Source organism: Allocoleopsis franciscana PCC 7113 (assembly GCF_000317515.1).
Taxonomy (GTDB): domain Bacteria; phylum Cyanobacteriota; class Cyanobacteriia; order Cyanobacteriales; family Coleofasciculaceae; genus Allocoleopsis; species Allocoleopsis franciscana.
The window spans coordinates 4783919-4802306 of the sequence record NC_019738.1; the positions used below are offsets into that span (position 1 = coordinate 4783919).

Genomic DNA, 18388 nt, shown 5'->3' on the forward strand with positions numbered 1-18388 from the left:
TATGAACAATTTCGACTGGAAAAAACTCCAAAATGGTTCGGATATCAGAGGTGTTGCTCTGGAAGGAGTGGCGAATGAATCGGTAAACCTGACTCCCCAAGTTGCTAATATTTTGGGGAAAGCGTTTGTGAAGTGGCTGGAACAAAAAGTCGGGAAATCGGCTTCGGATTTAACGATTTCCGTAGGACGGGACAGTCGCTTGTCTGGCCCAGAATTAATGCAAGGAGTGATGGAGGGAATTTCTTCTATCGGTAGCCGTGTTTATGATTTTGCGATGGCGTCTACCCCTGCAATGTTTGTGAGTACCGTCACTTCAGGATTTGATTGTGATGGAGCCATTATGTTAACGGCGAGTCACTTACCTTTTAATCGTAATGGTTTAAAGTTTTTTACGGCTCAAGGAGGTTTGGAGAAAAAGGATATTTCAGATATTTTGGCATTGGCGGAAAAAAATGAGTTTGAAGAAGCTGTAGCTAAAGGTGCTATTGAACAGCATGATTTTATTTCCGTTTATGCGGATGGATTTGTGAATAAAATTCGTCAAGCGGTTAATCATCCCCAACATTTCGAGCAGCCACTCCAGGGATTAAGAATTATTGTCGATGCGGGAAATGGAGCCGGGGGTTTTTATGCCCAGAAAGTTTTAGCGCCGTTAGGAGCTGACACGACGGGGAGTCAATTTTTAGAGCCTGATGGCACATTTCCGAATCATATCCCTAATCCGGAAAATAAAGAGGCAATGGCTTCAATTTGTCAAGCGGTTATTGCTAATAAAGCAGATTTTGGGATTATTTTTGATACGGATGTCGATCGCGGAGCAGCAGTTGATCAGTTCGGAAAGGAGTTGAATCGGAATCGATTGATTGCTCTAATTTCTGCAATTGTTCTGCGGGAACATCCTGGTTCTACTATTGTCACTGATTCAATTACTTCGGATGGTTTAACCCAATTCATCGAGGGGGAATTAAAGGGGGTTCATCATCGATTTAAGCGAGGTTATAAGAATGTGATTAATGAGTCGATTCGCTTGAATCAAGAAGGACAGGACTCTTGGCTGGCGATTGAAACATCGGGTCATGGGGCGATGAAGGAAAATTACTTTTTGGATGACGGTGCGTATTTGGTAAGCAAGTTATTAATTGAGTTGGCTCAATCTAAGTTGCAAGGTAAGTCTTTGCCTGATTTGATTGCGACTTTAAAGGAACCTGAGGAGAGTGAAGAATTTAGGCTCAAAATTGGCGTGCCTGATTTTAAATCTTACGGTCATGAGGTAATTAAAAAACTTCAAGCCTTTGTCTCGGAACAATCGGATTGGACAGTTGTACCCAATAATTATGAGGGTATGCGTGTATCCTGCCGCTCATCAATGGAAGATGGATGGTTTTTGTTGCGCTTATCGCTTCATGACCCGGTGTTACCTTTAAATATTGAGTCTAATGTTAAAGGGGGGGTTTCTCAAATAGCAACTCGGCTGATAGCTTTTTTCCAGGATTTTGAATCTTTGGATATATCGGCTTTTTTTATACAAAGTTAGAATTCCTGAGCTTGCTCCCCTGTTCCCCTACTCCTCTACTCCCCCGTCCTCGTATGAACTCCGGCACTGCTCCCCCACCGCCAACGGATGGGTTATTTTTGCCTGGGTACAGTAGGTGATTCCTCTGTAATTTGATACATTGTTCAATCTAAAAAATTAAGATTTTACATACCTTTGGATACAGGATTTGAGAACGTTTGTAGCGTTAGCCTTCAATATAGAAGCGTTTCAAATACGTCTCTATTTTAAAGGGATGTAGCTTCTGCACAAGCAGATTTTGCTTGAATACTAACATTCGTTCGGTTTTGAAAAGATAACTTCAAAGCTCAGAATGCTTTCACCTAATTAAGAGGACAGAGCCATGAGCACATACCATAACAAAAAATCATTTAAACAGGTTTTGACGCTAATCGGCGTTGCTAGCGCTAGCGCTTTACTCGCTTTGCCAGCTTTCGCTCAGATCAATCCAGGAAATACTCAACAAAATCCTGTGGGGACAAGTGGCACTCCAGAAACACAGGGGGGTTTTATTCCACAACCTCAAGTCCCTCCTGTAGGAAATGGTACGGTTCCCCAAACTCTGGGGAATCCTGTTTCACAACCTCAAGTTCCTTCTATAGGAAATGGTACAGTTCCTCAAAGTCTGGGGAATCCTAGTCCTTCTGTAGGGACGGATTCGATTTTCCAAAATCCTAGGGGGAGGGGTCCGATTTTCCAATTTCCTGGTAGTACGAACCAGACTCAACCAAATACTCAAATCAATGGAATGTAGGGTAGTCTCAAGAAAGTTTTGTGTTCTTTGCTACCCAAAAAAATCACACTACCTCATTCCCCAGATAGAGAACTTAGGAGTTTATAACTACCTCCTAGAAAGAGGAACTTGTCTTTTTGAATCCCTAGGATAAAGGCAAAGCTTAAATAATAGGAGTCAATTCATGGCAGAAGTGCAACTCGATAACTTACCTGGAGAAGTCAACGATTTACCAGAAGGTGCTCAAAATATTTTCAAAGCTGCATTCAAGAGTGCTCAAGAAGACGGAATCAGCAGAGATGGAGCAATCAATATAGCTTGGAACAGTATCAAGCAAGGTTACGCCCAGGGTGAAGATGGTAAGTGGTACAAGGTACCCCAGGATTCCAACACTCACCATAAACCTATCACCTCCGGCGGCAACTAACAACTTGTACTTGTTTGAAGTGCATGTTTATTAACTGTTTTTGAAATGCTCTGATAACTTCATCATCTAAACCCACCCACCCGACAAAGGCGTGGGTGGGAAATTTGTATGTAGACATAAAAATTATCTAATAGAAGAAAAATTGCTCAGATAAATCGTTTCTGACAATCTAGGTTCTCACCTTATCTGTCTCTGGGATAAGCGCGATCGCTATGAAAGAGAATGTGTGATAAATTTTCGGAATTTCCTTCACTTGAATTGTATTTACCCATTAATGAGTGTAAGTTCCCGAAGATCAGCGATGATGAGTACAGTTCTAGTTGTGGATGATGATTGGGCCCAACAGCAAATCCTCCACATAATCCTGAAAAAATTGGGATTAAACGTGGTTGTTGCCAGTGATGGCATCGAAGCTCTTTCTCTGGCGGAACGCCATTGCCCCAAGCTTGTTATTCTAGATATCATCCTCCCCCGGATGAATGGCTACGAAGTCTGTCGGAAGCTCAAATGCTCTCCAAAAAATCATCAGCCAGCTATACTGATGTACTCGAATAAATCAGAAGAATGTGATTTTTACTGGGGCTGCAAGCAAGGTGCTGATGCTTATGTTTCTAAGGGTTGCCGTCCCCAAGAACTGATCGATACGGTTAAGTATTTGTTACAAAATGAAGGATGACGTTTAAATCCTCAACCTTCAACCTTCCAGCGTTTAAAGACAACTGCCCGTTGGTGGAGACTGTGTTTTGACAATAACCTGTTTATAGCCTGCCGTGTTTAACAGTTTTTCGACCACCAGTTGTGCTCGGTCATTGGCTTGCGCGAGCAAATTCCCTTTACAGGCTGCCGCTTGAATTTTTTTCAGGGTTTCTTGTTGCGCGAGGGATTGTAACTGAGGTGCGGTGTCGGGTCCTAAACCTAAAAATCCGCGATCGTAGTCGTATACGCTAGAACGATTCACATCAATCTTGCTGTCCAAGATGCGGGGGGGTGGTAGTTGTAGCTCAATCGTATCGTTGACGATGGTTACATTATTCGCATTTAATTCCTTTAAATCAACCCCAGCCCGTACTTCACCATAAGCAATATAAAGCAGCGTGGTTGCACCGAGGGTATACTGCCCAATTTTTCGCTCTTGACGAGTCGGGACAACCGCCTCCATCGTAAACACAGCCGTGGTTAACTCACTCGCGCCCCGAACTTGACTGACAATGAGGGAACGAACATCGACCTGTGGTTTACTGGGTTCGCCGGTAAAAATCGCATTGACTCCCTCGAAAAAGCGACTTCCCGATCGCCACATCCCAATGCCAAATAGTAATGCAAATAGCACCATGCCGCCGGTGGACACCAGCATCAGGTTTCTCACCAGCCAAGACGTGATGCTGATCATCTGACGCTTTTGAAACTGTTCGCGCATGTTATTGCTCCTCTAGCAAGACTGTATTGGCATCCCTAAACAAGTCGCCGTCTTTTATAATATTCGTTCCTCCTAACAAGGTGGGGATACAGGTTGTCAATTCCTGTTTGAAGCGGATACATCCCTAATCCGGATGGAACTCTTTAACCGCTAACCATTTTTTTAAACTGTTAGATCCATTCAAGTGCGATCGCGAAACATCCAGTGACCTCCTTTCGACAGAGAAGCTTGAGTGGATGTCTATGGTAAAAATTCTCTCAAAAGAGTTAGATGAAGATTGGGTAACGTGAATGAGTTCAATGTTGGTTAAACAAGTAAAACGTTTATTGCTCAGTGGCATAATCCTGGGTGTTGGGTTTTGGGCCATGCCAGGACAAGCTCAAGTCTCGGAAGGACAGGTTCGGGCACTGGTGCAGGCGCTCAGAGACGCCGCCCAGCAACGTGCTCCTGGAAATAATGGTTTGGTGAGTGAGTGGCAAATTTTACCGGAAAACATCCCCCGTTGGTCGAGACAATGCACGGGACAAGCCCTGACATCCGCCCAATTTGAGGCAAGTACCGGCAAAGCCCGTGAAATTTTGGTGTGTGTGATGCGCGATGTGCTACGCGATGAGTACAAAGCCAGTGGCAACAGTGAAAGCCTAGCTGTGCGACGTGCGGCGGCTTGGTGGATGACAGGCAACCCCAATCGCTACAACAGTGACTCAACCGCTGCTTATACGCAGAATGTTTTGAGTTTCTACCAGAAGCAGCGTACCGATTCACAAGCGGCTCAACCGGCTCCTACCCCTCTGCCCAAACCCCCAGCCGTGGGGCAAGTTCCGCGTCCCACCCCTCAGCCCTCCCCTAAACCCTCCACTAGAGCGTCATCCTCTACTCTCGTTTCCAATGCCCAAGTGGGAAGGTTGGTGGAAGCGCTACGACTCGCTGCACAGCAACGTGCTCCGGGCAATAATGGGCTGGTGAGTGAGTGGCAAATTTTACCCGAAAATATTCCCCGTTGGTCGAAACAATGTCACACTCAAGAACTGACACCTTCGCAATTTGAGGCCAGTCCGGTGACGGCGCGTGCCATTCTGGTGTGCGTGATGCGCGATATTCTCAACGAGCAGTACAAAGCCAGTGGCAATAATGAGTCTTTAGCCGTGCGGCGTACCGCTGCTTGGTGGATGACTGGTGATGCCAATCAATACAAAAGCGACTCAACGGCTGCCTATACTCAGAATGTTTTAGGGTTCTACCAGCCGTCCTCCAGTTCACAAGCTCAGTCGCCTGCCACTCCTGCCCAACCCGCTCCTTCTGGACAAGCGGCGCAACCTACCGCCAGTACCGCTGCGGCGGCTCAGATTTCCAATACCCAAGTGGGGAGACTGGTGGAAGCGCTACGACAAGCAGCGCCCGAAACGGATCAACCGGACGATGAACTTTATGGTGCTTGGCAAGTTAAAGCGGAAAATATTCCCCGTTGGTCTCAACAGTGTATCGGCAAAGAACTGACACCCATACAGTTTCAGGATAGTCCGGTGACGGCACGTTCAATTCTGGTGTGTGTGATGCGTGATGTACTGAGTGAGCAGTATAAAGCCAGTAATAATGATGAGTCTCTGGCGGTGCAACGTGCAGCGGCTTGGTGGATGACGGGTGATCCTAGTCAATATAATAGTGGCGCGATCGCCACCTACTCTCAACGAGTTTTAAACTTGTACCGAGAGCCGAACCGGGAGCCGAGTTTTCGGTTCTTCTCGCATATCTAATGATCACGTTTTGCCCCTGAAAAAACCTGCCCTAGCGGGGGCAGGCTCTATTTTAAAGTTGAAGATTGTTGAAATTATTCGACTTTTTCAATCACGACTTTCAGCCGAGCAACCAGTGCCCCAATGGCTCCAACCGCCGCTACGATGGGAAATAAGGTGGCGGCGATTACTCCACCGACGACTCCAGCGGTTAGAGGAATCTCAATCAGTATACGTTCCTCTTCGTTTTTGATCGTGATTCGACGGATATTCCCTTGATGAATGAGTTCTCTCACCTTGGCAACGAGGTCATCGCCGCTGATACTAAATTCTTCGACACGAACTTTTTCCTCTGTACCAACTCCTGTAGAATCGAGATTTGTTTCTACTTCAACGGTTGTCGCTGTTTCATCGCCAGTTGTTGTCTTAACTTCAAGCCACTCGACTTTTTCTTCAGGACGATCTACTGGTTCGTTCATTGTCAGATTCTCCGTAGAGGGTAAAAGATGGAATAGCTTCTCCATGTATAGGATTACCTTGATGGAAAGCAAAAGGCTTCCTGCAATAGGAGGATCTAATCCAGTGAGATGGGCAAGGGTTGATTGAGCATTGCCACCTATTGTTCTGGGCATAGCTTTAATCTCAGCCTCATGCCTTCCTCCGCCGTGAGGAATCACTCCTCTAAAATGGGGAAAGATCAGCGCGTCGAGCTGATTCATCTATATTAGCCATAGATTAGCAGGTCTGTATGAAGATTTCCCCAAATTGTTTAACTGTTATTAAAAAATGGGAAGGATTCCATTTAGACGCTTACTCAGACCCTGTGGGTATCGCAACAATTGGGTATGGAACAAGACGATACCCGAATGGGCAAAAGGTTCACCTGGGTGACAAAATTACGGAACAAGAAGCTGAAGCTTTTCTAAAATTTGAGTGTGATAAAGTCGCTGAAGAAGTCTCGAAGTTAGTGAGTGGGATTTCACTGACTCAGAATCAATTTGATGCGATTGTCTCGTTTTCTTATAACGTCGGTACTGGCGCATTTGCAGATAGTACCCTGTTGAAAAAACTGAAAGCCAATGACTTTGCCGCTGCCGCCAATGAGTTTGAGCGTTGGGTGAAAGGGACAAAAAATGGTGTACAGACGAAACTTCCTGGCCTCGTGGATCGCAGAAAAAGTGAGCGATCGCTGTTTGAAAAAGCCGATGAACAAGGAACTCCAATTGAGGTGGAAGACTCTCCCCAAGATCGGGTGGAATGGCTGGAAGGATATCGGGATGGGGAGAAAAATGTCATCGTAGCCTGGGGAGATTCTGAAGTTGTGGAAATCCTCACCCTGGAAAGTTTCCTCAAAGACGATTTAATTACCCTATTACAGCAATATAAGAATGCAAAAGAGTTTCGCTTTGCACCGCAAGATAAGGCTATTCCTAAGGGGAAACCCATTGCAGTTTCTGGAAAGGGAGAGGCAATTATCAAGGTAAAGAATCCCCCCAAACTCAATCGTGTTTTAGTACGGGGGAGTGAAGGCGATGATGTTAAAGAACTGCAAAAGCGGCTCAATGATTTGGGGTATGACGGCGGAAAAGTGGATGGTGCCTTTGGGAAGAAAACCGAAGAAGCGATGAAATCTTTTCAAGCGGATTACTTTGGTTTAGCAGAAGCCGATGGTAGGGTTGGCCCTCGTACCTGGGAGAAGTTATGGGGAGATGTGGCTGCTACTAAGCCAGCTTCTACTAAATCCGTTTCTCCTAAATCAACGGCGACTGAACCCGCGCCTACTACACCTGCTTCAGGTAAAAATTATCTGCGACTCACTAAGACTCAGAGTAAAGACCCTTATGGATGTTATAAATTAAAGCTGGAGTATTTCAAAGATGGGCAATTAAAGGATGAACTAGAGGTTTGCTCCGGTTCTCCTTCCAGACAATTCTTCCGCAAAGGGAACCAAAGTGTTGCCGGTTCATACGAGCCAATCCCCGAAGGAAAATGGTACATTGGCGATATTTCTTGGGCTGGGGGTGCCAATAAGTATGATGGCCCCATTCATCAAAGTGGAATTGGTCCTGTCACTGTTCCTCTGCGTTATGTTGAGCCTGGTAATACTCAACGAAGTGGGATTGAAATTCATATTGATTGGAACCGACAATCGAGTGCAGGGACGGCTGGGTGTGTTGGGATTTATACAACCGCCGACTACAAGCGATTTGTCAGTTGGTTACGTGAAACCGATCCCCGTGATTTTTTTGTGGATTGGGGTTTAGGGACTTGTCCTGCTGTTTGAGTGCAAATCCGCTTTGATCGGCTTCCTAAGGGGTTATCACATTATGTCCGGCTGAATCTTACACTTTGGTGGAGAGAAGGCAGAAGGCAAGGAGGAAGGTTGTAAGGTCAAAGGAAATGATGGCTGTTTAGCCGGAAATTATATCACATTACAAACAAGCCACTAGCCAAAAACGCATCTAAACTTGGCACTTTCACCCAACTCCCCGTGTCATGAGATTGATGGGTTAAATCCATTAATAGCTGCGAGTACACCCCTTCTCGGAGTGAGGGGGTGATGGCTTGGTGGGCATCAATGCCTTGTACCCACTGATTAACGACTCGGATAAAGGGTGCCAAACGCCCATCAATGTACTCTTGAGGAAAGGCGAGGCGATCGGGAATTTCAATATTTGTCAAAGGTTCACCGGCGGGCGCGACTTTGAGATGAAACCCGTGGACGTAATCTTTTTGATTGTCGCTGCCTAAGATTAAAGTACCGCGATCGCCATACACTTCCACAAAGTGCCCTCGCCCCTGATACGTTACGGAACTAATGCACAGTTGACAGGGTGTTCCATCTTCCAACTCCAACAGCAGGAGACAAGTATCATCCGCATCTACGCGCTTGAGTTTACCACCATCACTCTGATCGGGCCGTTCTGGAATTGCCGTACTTAGTTGGGCACACAACCGCCGCACAGGGCCAAATAACCAATGAATGTAATCGAAAGCGTGAGAACCGACAGCGCCCAATGCGCCTCCTCCCTTATCTTTTTGAGCATACCAGTTCCAAGGGCGTGAGGCATCGGCACGGCTGGACACCAACCAATCAATTTTAATCAGGCGTTTTTGTCCCACATATCCCTCGGCTAGATATTCGGCAAACCGTTGCCACGCGGGAACAAAGCGAAATTCAAAATCCATCATGGCAACAACCCCCTCACCAGAGGCGAGTTGGTAAAGTTCCCGCGCCTGGGTGGCTGTCAGCGTTGTGGGTTTTTCCAGCAATAAATGCTTCTTCGCGTGCAAGACTTTCTTCGCCATTTCATAATGCAGGAATGGCGGGGTTGAGAGGCTGACGGCTGAAACCGAGGGTTCGGCTAGGATATCTTCAAGGCGATCGCAAGCATGGGGAATGTTGTGGGATTGTGCGATCGCTTTTGCCTGTTTCAGTTCGCGGTGATACAGGGCAACCACTTGAGTCCGGGGGTGTTCCTGAAAACCTGGAATGTGGATTTTTTGCCCAAATCCAGTACCGACAACCGCGACACCAATGGTTGGTGTTTGTGGGGTTGCATTTGGATCAGACAATGGGGCGGGTGAGGGGGACATCATCGCTTAATCTCAAAAATCCGATTGTGAATGGGTAACAATAAAATTTGTTTGGGTATGTTGAGGGTGTGTCTTGTCAGTCTATTTTTCACAAACCACAGAGGCATGGAGGGCACAGAGGGGAGAATAGAGAGGTTGAGTTTTGAGTCTTCACAGCAGTTTATGGATAGATCTTAGACTGCACAACTATTAAATCAATCAAGGGGTACTTTCCACAAGCTCTTTCATTTTTATTTCAAGATGACTGACAAGGATAATCCAATTTAAAATCTAAAATCCTATGAGTGAACAGCCGTTTTCCAGGCTTGCCCCCTTTATCCAAGATTACATTTATACTCACGGCTGGACTGAATTGCGACAAGTTCAAATTGAAGCCTGTCAGGTAATTTTCGATACTGATGCTCACCTTTTAATTGCGGCAGGTACCGCCTCCGGAAAAACAGAAGCGGCTTTTCTTCCCGTTTTAACTCTATTGCACCAAAACCCCTCAGAAACGGTAGGAGTCCTTTATATTGGCCCGATTAAAGCACTCATCAACGACCAATTTGAACGCCTCAACGACTTACTTAAAGAAGCCGATATTCCGGTTTGGGCTTGGCATGGCGATATCTCTCAAAGCCGCAAGCAAAAGTTACTGAAAAATCCTCAAGGTGTGCTGCAAATAACCCCAGAATCTTTGGAAAGTTTATTGCTGAATAAAAACACGGAACTAATTCGTTTATTTGGGGATTTGCGGTTTGTCATTATCGATGAAATTCACGCTTTTATGGGTTCTGAACGCGGTTGTCAGATTCTCTGCCAACTGACACGCCTCTCCCAATTCATGCAACAGCCACCCCGTCGGATTGGTTTATCGGCAACGCTGGGAGATTACGCACTGGCTGAAGAATGGTTGCAATCGGGGACTAAAACTCCCGTAATTACACCTGAAATTCAGAGTGGGCAACGGCAAGTCCGTTTAGCGGTAGAGCATTTTTATCTACTTAACGAAGATAAATTAGCCATCAGCCCTTCCCAACTTGGGCGGCAAGAAGAAGGTAAGAAAAGTCCAGTTCCCCCCAAGTCTGGGGGGCAAAGTCCAGTTCCCCCCTTAGCAAGGGGGGTTAGGGGGGTAAGTCCCATCAATCCCTACTACCGCTACCTGTTCGATATCAGTAAATCCAGCAAGTGCCTGATCTTCGTCAACAATCGTACCCAAGCCGAATCTGCGATCGCAAACCTGCGACAAATTGCCCAAGCAGAAAGTTATCCCGATGTTTATCACGTCCATCACGGTAGCATCTCCCCCTCACTCCGAGAAACGGCGGAGGAAGCGATGCAAGGGAATGCCCCAGCCGTCACCGCCGCCACTGTTACCCTAGAACTCGGTATTGATATCGGACAATTAGAACGAGTTATCCAACTAGATGCCCCACTTTCCGTCGCCAGTTTCTTGCAGCGATTAGGACGTACTGGCAGACGAGGCACCCCGGCAGATATGCGGTTTATTTGTACAGAAGATGAACCCTTGGGGGAGGAATGGCTACCCGCACAAATTCCCTGGCAACTATTGCAATGCATTGCCATCATTCAACTGTATGCCGAAGAACGTTGGATTGAGCCGATACAACCGATTCAATGCCCTTTCAGTTTGCTTTATCACCAGACAATGAGTATCTTGGCGTCGATGGGGGAACTCTCATCGGCTGCCCTTGCCCAACACGTTTTAACTCTACCTCCCTTTGCGGCAATCTCTCAGGATGATTTTCGGCAACTGCTGCGATATCTGATCGATATTGACCATATTCAACTTACAGAAAAGGGAGGATTACTGGTTGGTTTAACTGGGGAAAAAATTGTCCGCAACTTTCACTTTTACGCTGTTTTTCCCTACAACATGGAATATAGTGTGCGAGACGCATCCCAAGAAATTGGCAGTATTGTGATACCCCCCATACCAGGAAATCGATTTTCTCTAGCCGGTAGAACGTGGGAAGTGTTAGAGATTGATGTAAAAAGAAAAACGGCATTTGTCAAGCAAGTGGAGGGAATTGCCAGTAGTTCCTGGCGGGGGGGCGGCGGTACCATTCATACGAAAATTCTCGAACGGATGAGACGTGTTTTAGTTGAAAATATTGAGTATCCTTATCTGCAACCCCAAGCTCAAAAGAGACTGAAAGCGGCTCGAAATCTGGCTCGAAGCGCTCAATTAGAACAAGATAATATCCTCTTTCTTGAAAGAAGTACCTGCTGTATTTTTCCCTGGATGGGAACTGTTGCATACCGCACGTTGGAACGATTTCTCAATTTCTTCGTCAGATATACTCTGGATATCCGCAGTATTGGAGGAGTCTCTCCCTACTTTTTGACCCTAAAATTAGGTAAAAATAGCCTGGAACAACTTAGAGATGAAGTTAAATCATTTTGTGAAAAAGACTTGACGGGTTATGACTTAGTCAGTTCTGAGGAATGCCCTCGGTTACACAAATACGATGAATTTATTCCCAATAACTTACTGCGCCAAGCCTTTATTTGTGATTCTCTGGATGTGGCAGAACTTCGAGAAATTATCAAAAATTGGTAGATTGTAGGGTGCGTTACTAACGCACCCTATTGATTCACTTACTCTCCCGTAATGGAAAGTTCTTCAACCCAAACTCTGGGACAAATACCTCCTGGAGTCAATTCGGCTTCTTTCTCCAGAAAAATGATCGACTTTAAGACTTCAAGAAAGTCTCCAGCCACAGTTGCCGACTCAATACTGATGCGTTCTCCTTGATTCACCATCCAACCATCAAAGGGCAGAGAGAAAGAACCTTGTAAAGCTTTCACTCCCGCATGAAGTGCCTGTAACTCATCAATGAAAATTACATTTTCCGCTGTTTCCAGGCTATATTCTTGCTCAGCCGCCACTCCCGAAGAAACATGGTAAAAATGTGGACTCACTGTTACTTTAGCGCCAATATTTCCATGTCCTGTAGGATTTTGGTTCATCCGTTTCGCGGTACCAACGCTATGCAGGAAATGACTCAGGACGCCATTATGAATTAACTCCACGCGGCGGGTTGGTGTACCTTCCCCATCAAACAAGGTTGACGCTACGTTATCAGGATGTCTCGCATCATCAGCCACACAAAGGAGAGGTGAGGCTATTTCGGTTCCCAAAGAGTCTGGAGTAGAAAGACTTTGCTTATCCAGAATATTTTGAGCATTGAAAAGATTGGAAAAAGCCCCCAACAAGCTCAAAAATGCCTCTGGAGAGAAAACCACTCGATACTTGCCGGACTTGACTTTTTGGTAATTTAAATGACTAATGGTTTTTTCGGCGGCTTCTTTCAAGCAACCTTGAATATCCAGGTCATTTAAACTATGGCTGATTCTAAACGCGCCAGCACTACGAGGCTTTTTCCCTTCTTCTTCCGTCTTACTATAAAGATAGAGCGATGCATAAGAACGAGCTTCTGTTCGCAAGGCGTCGTCGCTGTTCAGATAAAATCGCGCCAAATCTCTTTGAGATAGCCCATTGTAAGGCACACTTTTAATTGCAGGATGAGCACTCAAGAGCTCTTTTTCAGCTTGGATGAGATTCTCAATTAATTGTGAGACGGGAGCCTGCGATGATTCTCCATTAGAGCTATCTTCAATCGGAACCGAGGCTTCAGGGCTAAAATCAGGCACATTTTCTTTAACCCCAAAGAAACTCGCTTCATAAGCGGTTTTTAAAGCTAATTCAAGTCCTTCTGAATCTACATCTGTCGTGCTGGTAACCCCGACGGTATTCTCTTCATTCCAGACACGAACAATGACACTCGAACGATTAGAGGCTTTAACTTGTTTTGCCTCTCCGCTCTCGACTTGAACACTGGTTTCATCGACTGTTGAGCCATAGATATCAAATTTCTTGATACCTAATTTACTGGCGCTATCTTTAGCTTGAGTTGCAATCTCGTCAATCTTGGGCATAGTCAATTTTACAGGTTGGATTTTGGATGATTTATATTCAATTTCGGAAATCCAAAATGTTAGCGTCCTCCGACAGTAATCGAATCAACCTTGATATGAGGCTGTCCTACAGTGACGTAAACGCTTCCACTCACCGAACCACAGAAGCCAGCGGCTAATCCCAAGTCTTGAGAACACATAGAAATTTTATGCATAATTTCCGTGGCTTCCCCAATCAGAATGGCACCCTTAAGTGGTTTGGTAATTTTACCGTTTTCAATCAGGTAAGCTTCATCCACACCAAAGTTAAATTGCCCTGTCGCCCCTACACTACCACCGCCCATTTTCTTGCAGTAAATGCCTTTATCAATGGAGGCGAATAAGTCTTCGTTGGTGTAGTTTCCGGGTGCAATGTAAGTGTTACGCATCCGAGAAGCAGCGGCAAAGGTATAGTTCTGGCGACGTCCACTACCCGTTCTGGGATGTCCAGTCCGTACAGAACCGGCGCGATCGGCAATAAAGTTTTTAAGAATGCCGTTTTCAATTAATAGAGTCCTTTGAGCAGGCATTCCTTCATCGTCCATGTCAATAGTACCAAAAGCACTTTCAGAACGTCCTTCATCCCAGGCGGTTAAGCTTTCATGAGCAATTTTTTCGCCTTTTTTGTCAGCAAAGGGCGTGGTTTTTTTCTCTATTTGAGTGGTTTCTAGGAGGTGTCCGCAAGCTTCGTGGAAAATTACCCCACCAAATTGATTAGCCATGATAATGGGGTAAGTTCCGGATTCAACATAATCCGCATAGAGCATTTTTCCAGCGGATTCAGCCACATCTTCAGCCGTAGACTTATAATCCCACGAGCGCAAAAATCCAGGCTCACTGGTATTGCCAGCACGTTGATTAATTGATGAGCGATTTGCACCATCTGCACACAACAAGCTATATCCTACCGATTGCGTCAGGCGAATATCACGGGCGAAGGTGCCATCACTGGAGGCGATTAACACTTCTTGCCAGTCGCGGAAATAGGCAGCGCGTCTCGATTGGACATGACTGGCTTTCAGCTTAAGTTGCTGGTTCGCATCGAGAAGCACTTCACCCATTTCGCGCATGGAGCTACATTGAGAAAGCCACGTATCTTTGCCTCTTTTGGTGGCGTAATCTCTGAGCAATTCCAGGTTAATTTCTGGGATATGGGCGTTGGGTGCGGGAAGTTGCAGTCCCTGGATAGAAAGGGCTTTTTCCAGGGCAGCTTTTAGGCCCCAAAAAGATAGATCGTTCGTGCTAACATAGCAATCCGCATGACCCCGAAACACTCTCACGCCAGCGCCCGTGGAGAGGCGGGGAGAGATGCTGGTGATGATATCATCTTCGGCTAAACAACTGATGTAGTTGACCCGCTCTAAGAAAAACTCGACAAAGTCAGCACCAGCAGCGCGTCCGACGCCCAAAAGCGTTGCCAGGGGATCTTCCCAGCTTTCATCAAAGCGATTGGGGGTAGAAGTGTAGTGCAGGGTGGGGAGTTCTTTCGTCAACAGCAGGGGACTTGGATGCATGAGTAACCTCTTTATAGGTGCGTGCCAATTAAGGGACTGGAAGGACTGGGGATATATCTACAACCCAAAGTTTTAGTGTAGACACATTGACCAAAACTCTAGGGTTCCCCATCCCTAATCATCAATCCCCATTCTTCGTAAACTAATTTTTACAATTATTTACTAGTCTAACAAATCTCTGAGAGCTACCTCGACCAAGGCGCTTTTCTCCTGCTTGAAAATCTTGGAACTAATAACAGTTATTAACCCTAAACTTCTCCTGTTTAAGGACTATAAAAAAACCTTTAAACCGGGAGCCTTCCCATAGGTGCCAATACATCTTCTTGTGGGGTGAACCCAAAAACTCGCTTTTGTGTAGTGGCTGCTCGTTTGCGAGCTTTGTTCCTGACACAATCCACCTTAACAAATATTTCCTTCTTTAGGCAGAGTCGAGACAACGGATTAGCCATTAGCATCTACCTCGTTAAGAAATTAATGCCAATTGTTTGTTTAAGGATGCTAACAGCCTGAGCTGTCGTGTGTCTCACGACGGCGGCTGTTGCTATGCTCGCTCATGCCATTTGTTAACCACAATTTTACTTCTGTAATTCAACATCAGCATCTCGGCTGGTTGCTTGGCAGCACACTCCTACTGTTCGCAGCTAGCAGCTCACCCGTCGCCGCTAACGTCACAGTCGTCGAAGAAAACTTCACCGATGGGACTTCTTATGGATGGACGAATGGTGGAACGCTTCCCCCTTGCTTGACTGCCGCAGGGTCATCTGCACCCGGATCAATTCCCAACTGTAGTGCAACCTCTGATCCGCCTGGGTCGGGAGTACTCCGATTGACGACCAACACAACCAACCAACGAGGTTTTGTTTTTTACGACTATGCCATTCCCTCCAATCAAGGCTTGGTTATCACCTTCGATTACTTTGCCTACGGTAGTGGAAACAGTACTCGATCTGGAGCTGATGGGACAACGTTTTTCTTATTCGACGGCAGTACAGACACGCCGGCTTTAGGTTCAACGGGTGGTGCCCTCGGCTATGCCCAAGAAGTCAGCAATACGACCAATGAAAATGGACTCACGAATGCCTACATTGGTGTTGGACTCGATGAGTTTGGCAATTTTGCCAATGACTTTGAAGGACGGGGGAATGGTTGTCCCATCCGTTCTCCTTTTGGGAGTGGCCCAGGGTTGTCCTCACCCGCCGAACAGGTGAGAGACTCTGTCACCATCAGGGGGCCGGGGAGTGGGTTAACGGGATATTGCTACCTCGGCACATCCGGTACCTTGTCTAATCAACCCGGCGGATTCAGCATCGATAACCCAGACGCGACTTCGCGCACCGCCCCCAATACCAGAAGGAGAGTTAGGGTTACACTCAGTACCGATAACACCATCACCGTAGAAATAGACCCAACCGGTACAGGTTCAGCCTTTCAAACCATTTTAAGCGGTTTTCCAGCTCCCCCTAACCGACCCGATAGCTTCAAGTTTGGTTTTGCCAGTTCTACGGGTGAGGGGATCAATTTTCATGAAATCATCAATTTGCGGGTGGAAACGATTGCTACCCCACCCTTACCGGATTTAGCCATTACCAAAACTCACTCTGGTAACTTCATTCAAGGCCAAACCGATACCTACACCTTAGGAGTGCAAAATTTACCAACCGCTACGGGACCGACCTATGGCCCGGTAGCGGTAACAGATACTTTGCCGGAGGGCTTCGATTTTGTCTCAGCCACAGGCAATGGCTGGAACTGCTCCGCCGTGGGACAACAAGTAACCTGTGTTTACGATGGCCCTGCTATTAATCCCGGTGGCACTCTCCCAGACATCACGCTCAACGTTAACGTAACCTCACCCGTGGGTAACTACTCCAACCAAGCAGAGGTTTCAACAACAGGGGATAGCGATTTGACGAACAACACCGTAACCGACCCAACCCGCGTTGTCACGACGAGAGACCCTAATCTGCGTCTGGTGAAGCGAATTACGAATGTCACGAGAGGTGGAGTACCCCTAGCAGGAATAAATTTCAGCAGCTTTGTGGATGACCCAGCAGATGAGAATGACAATGCACCGGGTTGGTCACAACTATCGCCAGTGGGACTTTATGACCTGGGGCTTGACTATGCTTTAGAAACTAACGATGAAGTTGATTACACTGTCTATTTTCTCTCGGATGGAGGTAGCCCAGTCACCAACGTTAATTTCTGTGATTTGATTCCCCAAGGAACAACATTTGTTCCCGGCAGTATTCAGGCATTGAATGCAACAACCCCAAGAGAAGGGACTTTCTTCTCACCCTTGGCACCGTTGCCTGCGGGAAATTCCTGCTCTAACCAAACCAATCCTGAAGGAGCTGTGATTGTCAATTTGGGGGATATCTCTGATCAAGAGGGAAACAATTTTGGTTCAGTCCGCTTCCGCGTCAGGATTGACTAGAGCGGTCGTTCACACCACAGCAGACTCTAACAGATGAATCGTGCCTTGATCAGCATCAATTTCTACGTCTAAACCAACGGGTACAGTGAATTTATCCTTGATATGACCGATCATTGAACCATACCAAGCCGGAATCCCTAATGGTTGAATATGGTCTCTTAATACTTGTGCCAACGTTAATGAATCTTCCTGGTCTTTGGGCACACAATTAGTACATTGTCCAAATATAAACCCAGCAATTTGGGGCAAGATTCCTGCTAACTTTAACTGAGTTAGCATCCGGTCTACCCGGTAAGGGTCTTCCCCAATTTCTTCCACAAATAAGATGGTTTGTTTCCAGGAAGGAAGGTAAGCTGAACCCACCATGGCGGCAAGTACGGATAAATTGCCGCCAACTAGTTTCCCCCTAGCTTTTCCAGGCGTAATTGTTTCCACAGGGATTGGGGTTGTCGTCAAATTATCCTGGTTAGGACGTGGATTTTGTAGGGTTACAGCTTCCCCATTCAACAGGATTCGCCTAACATAATCCACGGTAAACGGATTCCAGGTTGATGTTCCTACGGCTCCATGAAAGGTGACAATACCACTACGGGCATAAATCGCTAAAAGTAGGGCAGTAATATCGCTATAACCCATGAGAATTTTAGGAGAGGTGCGGTAGCGATCGTAGTTGAGGAGTGGCAAAATTCGATTACAACCCCAACCTCCCCGCAGGGTGAGAATTGCTTGCACCGAGGAGTCAGCAAACATAGCATTGACATCAGCCGCCCGGTTAGCATCCGTTCCTGCTAGATAGCCGTAGCGAGCGAATATATGCGTCCCCAACTTCATCTTTAACCCCAGTCCTGTTATGGTTTTTGTAATTTGTTCAATATCTTTCGGTTCAATCGGACTTGCAGGGTTGATTAATCCAACGGTATCGCCCACTTTTAACCGGGGTGGTTTCAGGATGGGTTTTGGGGAGGGGTACCCTTGGGCGATATGGGGAAACTGAGTGGCGAATGCAGTCAGTCCCACC

Annotated in this window: 14 protein-coding genes; 8 read left to right on the forward strand and 6 right to left on the reverse strand. The window is 46.3% G+C overall.

The window, feature by feature from the left end:
- Position 1: 1 nt before the first annotated feature.
- The 4 genes from MIC7113_RS19735 (at position 2) to MIC7113_RS19750 (ending at position 3388) form a co-directional block, all read left to right on the forward strand.
- On the forward strand, positions 2-1534 hold the full coding sequence (locus MIC7113_RS19735; RefSeq protein WP_015183935.1) for a phosphomannomutase/phosphoglucomutase: 1533 nt from the start codon (positions 2-4) through the stop codon (positions 1532-1534).
- Between the two features lie 361 nt (positions 1535-1895).
- Positions 1896-2306, forward strand: coding sequence for a hypothetical protein (locus MIC7113_RS19740; protein ID WP_015183936.1), 411 nt, complete (start codon positions 1896-1898; stop codon positions 2304-2306).
- A 163-nt stretch (positions 2307-2469) separates the two neighbouring features.
- Entirely contained in the window at positions 2470-2712 is a 243-nt protein-coding gene (locus MIC7113_RS19745; protein ID WP_015183937.1) for a ChaB family protein, read from the forward strand.
- Positions 2713-3016: 304 nt separating this feature from the next.
- Positions 3017-3388 carry a response regulator gene (locus MIC7113_RS19750; RefSeq protein WP_041780137.1) on the forward strand — a complete coding sequence of 124 codons (372 nt, stop codon included), beginning with the start codon at positions 3017-3019 and terminating at the stop codon, positions 3386-3388.
- Between the two features lie 33 nt (positions 3389-3421).
- Here MIC7113_RS19750 and MIC7113_RS19755 read toward each other — a convergent pair whose 3' ends face one another.
- Positions 3422-4129 carry a DUF4230 domain-containing protein gene (locus MIC7113_RS19755; protein WP_015183939.1) on the reverse strand — a complete coding sequence of 236 codons (708 nt, stop codon included), beginning with the start codon at positions 4127-4129 and terminating at the stop codon, positions 3422-3424.
- A 299-nt stretch (positions 4130-4428) separates the two neighbouring features.
- Between MIC7113_RS19755 and MIC7113_RS38190 the strand changes: the two genes are divergently transcribed.
- Positions 4429-5883, forward strand: coding sequence for a hypothetical protein (locus tag MIC7113_RS38190; protein WP_081594673.1), 1455 nt, complete (start codon positions 4429-4431; stop codon positions 5881-5883).
- Positions 5884-5957: 74 nt separating this feature from the next.
- On the opposite strand, the gene MIC7113_RS19765 is transcribed toward MIC7113_RS38190, so the two are convergent.
- Positions 5958-6341: a DUF4342 domain-containing protein gene (locus MIC7113_RS19765; RefSeq protein WP_041781049.1), complete on the reverse strand. Its 384-nt coding sequence runs from the start codon at positions 6339-6341 to the stop codon at positions 5958-5960.
- A 269-nt stretch (positions 6342-6610) separates the two neighbouring features.
- On the opposite strand from MIC7113_RS19765, the gene MIC7113_RS19770 reads away from it, so the two are divergent.
- Positions 6611-8146 carry a glycoside hydrolase family protein gene (locus tag MIC7113_RS19770; RefSeq protein ID WP_015183942.1) on the forward strand — a complete coding sequence of 512 codons (1536 nt, stop codon included), beginning with the start codon at positions 6611-6613 and terminating at the stop codon, positions 8144-8146.
- 143 nt (positions 8147-8289) lie between these two features.
- On the opposite strand, the gene MIC7113_RS19775 is transcribed toward MIC7113_RS19770, so the two are convergent.
- Positions 8290-9462: a Gfo/Idh/MocA family protein gene (locus MIC7113_RS19775; protein ID WP_015183943.1), complete on the reverse strand. Its 1173-nt coding sequence runs from the start codon at positions 9460-9462 to the stop codon at positions 8290-8292.
- Between the two features lie 277 nt (positions 9463-9739).
- On the opposite strand from MIC7113_RS19775, the gene MIC7113_RS19780 reads away from it, so the two are divergent.
- Complete coding sequence (locus tag MIC7113_RS19780) at positions 9740-12022, forward strand: DEAD/DEAH box helicase (protein WP_015183944.1); 2283 nt, start codon at positions 9740-9742, stop codon at positions 12020-12022.
- A gap of 38 nt (positions 12023-12060) precedes the next feature.
- Here the strand turns inward: MIC7113_RS19780 and MIC7113_RS19785 are convergent, their stop codons facing one another.
- Positions 12061-13401: a TldD/PmbA family protein gene (locus tag MIC7113_RS19785; RefSeq protein ID WP_015183945.1), complete on the reverse strand. Its 1341-nt coding sequence runs from the start codon at positions 13399-13401 to the stop codon at positions 12061-12063.
- Positions 13402-13460: 59 nt separating this feature from the next.
- On the reverse strand, positions 13461-14933 hold the full coding sequence (locus MIC7113_RS19790; RefSeq protein ID WP_015183946.1) for a TldD/PmbA family protein: 1473 nt from the start codon (positions 14931-14933) through the stop codon (positions 13461-13463).
- A gap of 553 nt (positions 14934-15486) precedes the next feature.
- Here MIC7113_RS19790 and MIC7113_RS33605 point away from each other — a divergent pair.
- Positions 15487-17370, forward strand: a complete 1884-nt coding sequence (locus MIC7113_RS33605; protein WP_015183948.1) for a lectin-like domain-containing protein — start codon at positions 15487-15489, stop codon at positions 17368-17370.
- A 9-nt stretch (positions 17371-17379) separates the two neighbouring features.
- Here MIC7113_RS33605 and MIC7113_RS19800 read toward each other — a convergent pair whose 3' ends face one another.
- Positions 17380-18387, reverse strand: coding sequence for a S66 peptidase family protein (locus MIC7113_RS19800; protein WP_015183949.1), 1008 nt, complete (start codon positions 18385-18387; stop codon positions 17380-17382).
- Position 18388 lies beyond the last annotated feature (1 nt).

Coding starts and splice junctions, on each gene's coding strand:
- MIC7113_RS19790 (WP_015183946.1), bottom strand. CDS start 14,933: ATGCATCCAAGTCCCCTGCTGTTGACGAAAGAACTCCCCACCCTGCAC.
- MIC7113_RS19745 (WP_015183937.1), top strand. CDS start 2,470: ATGGCAGAAGTGCAACTCGATAACTTACCTGGAGAAGTCAACGATTTA.
- MIC7113_RS19765 (WP_041781049.1), bottom strand. CDS start 6,341: ATGAACGAACCAGTAGATCGTCCTGAAGAAAAAGTCGAGTGGCTTGAA.
- MIC7113_RS19780 (WP_015183944.1), top strand. CDS start 9,740: ATGAGTGAACAGCCGTTTTCCAGGCTTGCCCCCTTTATCCAAGATTAC.
- MIC7113_RS19785 (WP_015183945.1), bottom strand. CDS start 13,401: ATGCCCAAGATTGACGAGATTGCAACTCAAGCTAAAGATAGCGCCAGT.
- MIC7113_RS38190 (WP_081594673.1), top strand. CDS start 4,429: ATGTTGGTTAAACAAGTAAAACGTTTATTGCTCAGTGGCATAATCCTG.
- MIC7113_RS33605 (WP_015183948.1), top strand. CDS start 15,487: ATGCCATTTGTTAACCACAATTTTACTTCTGTAATTCAACATCAGCAT.
- MIC7113_RS19755 (WP_015183939.1), bottom strand. CDS start 4,129: ATGCGCGAACAGTTTCAAAAGCGTCAGATGATCAGCATCACGTCTTGG.
- MIC7113_RS19770 (WP_015183942.1), top strand. CDS start 6,611: ATGAAGATTTCCCCAAATTGTTTAACTGTTATTAAAAAATGGGAAGGA.
- MIC7113_RS19750 (WP_041780137.1), top strand. CDS start 3,017: ATGAGTACAGTTCTAGTTGTGGATGATGATTGGGCCCAACAGCAAATC.
- MIC7113_RS19775 (WP_015183943.1), bottom strand. CDS start 9,462: ATGATGTCCCCCTCACCCGCCCCATTGTCTGATCCAAATGCAACCCCA.
- MIC7113_RS19735 (WP_015183935.1), top strand. CDS start 2: ATGAACAATTTCGACTGGAAAAAACTCCAAAATGGTTCGGATATCAGA.
- MIC7113_RS19740 (WP_015183936.1), top strand. CDS start 1,896: ATGAGCACATACCATAACAAAAAATCATTTAAACAGGTTTTGACGCTA.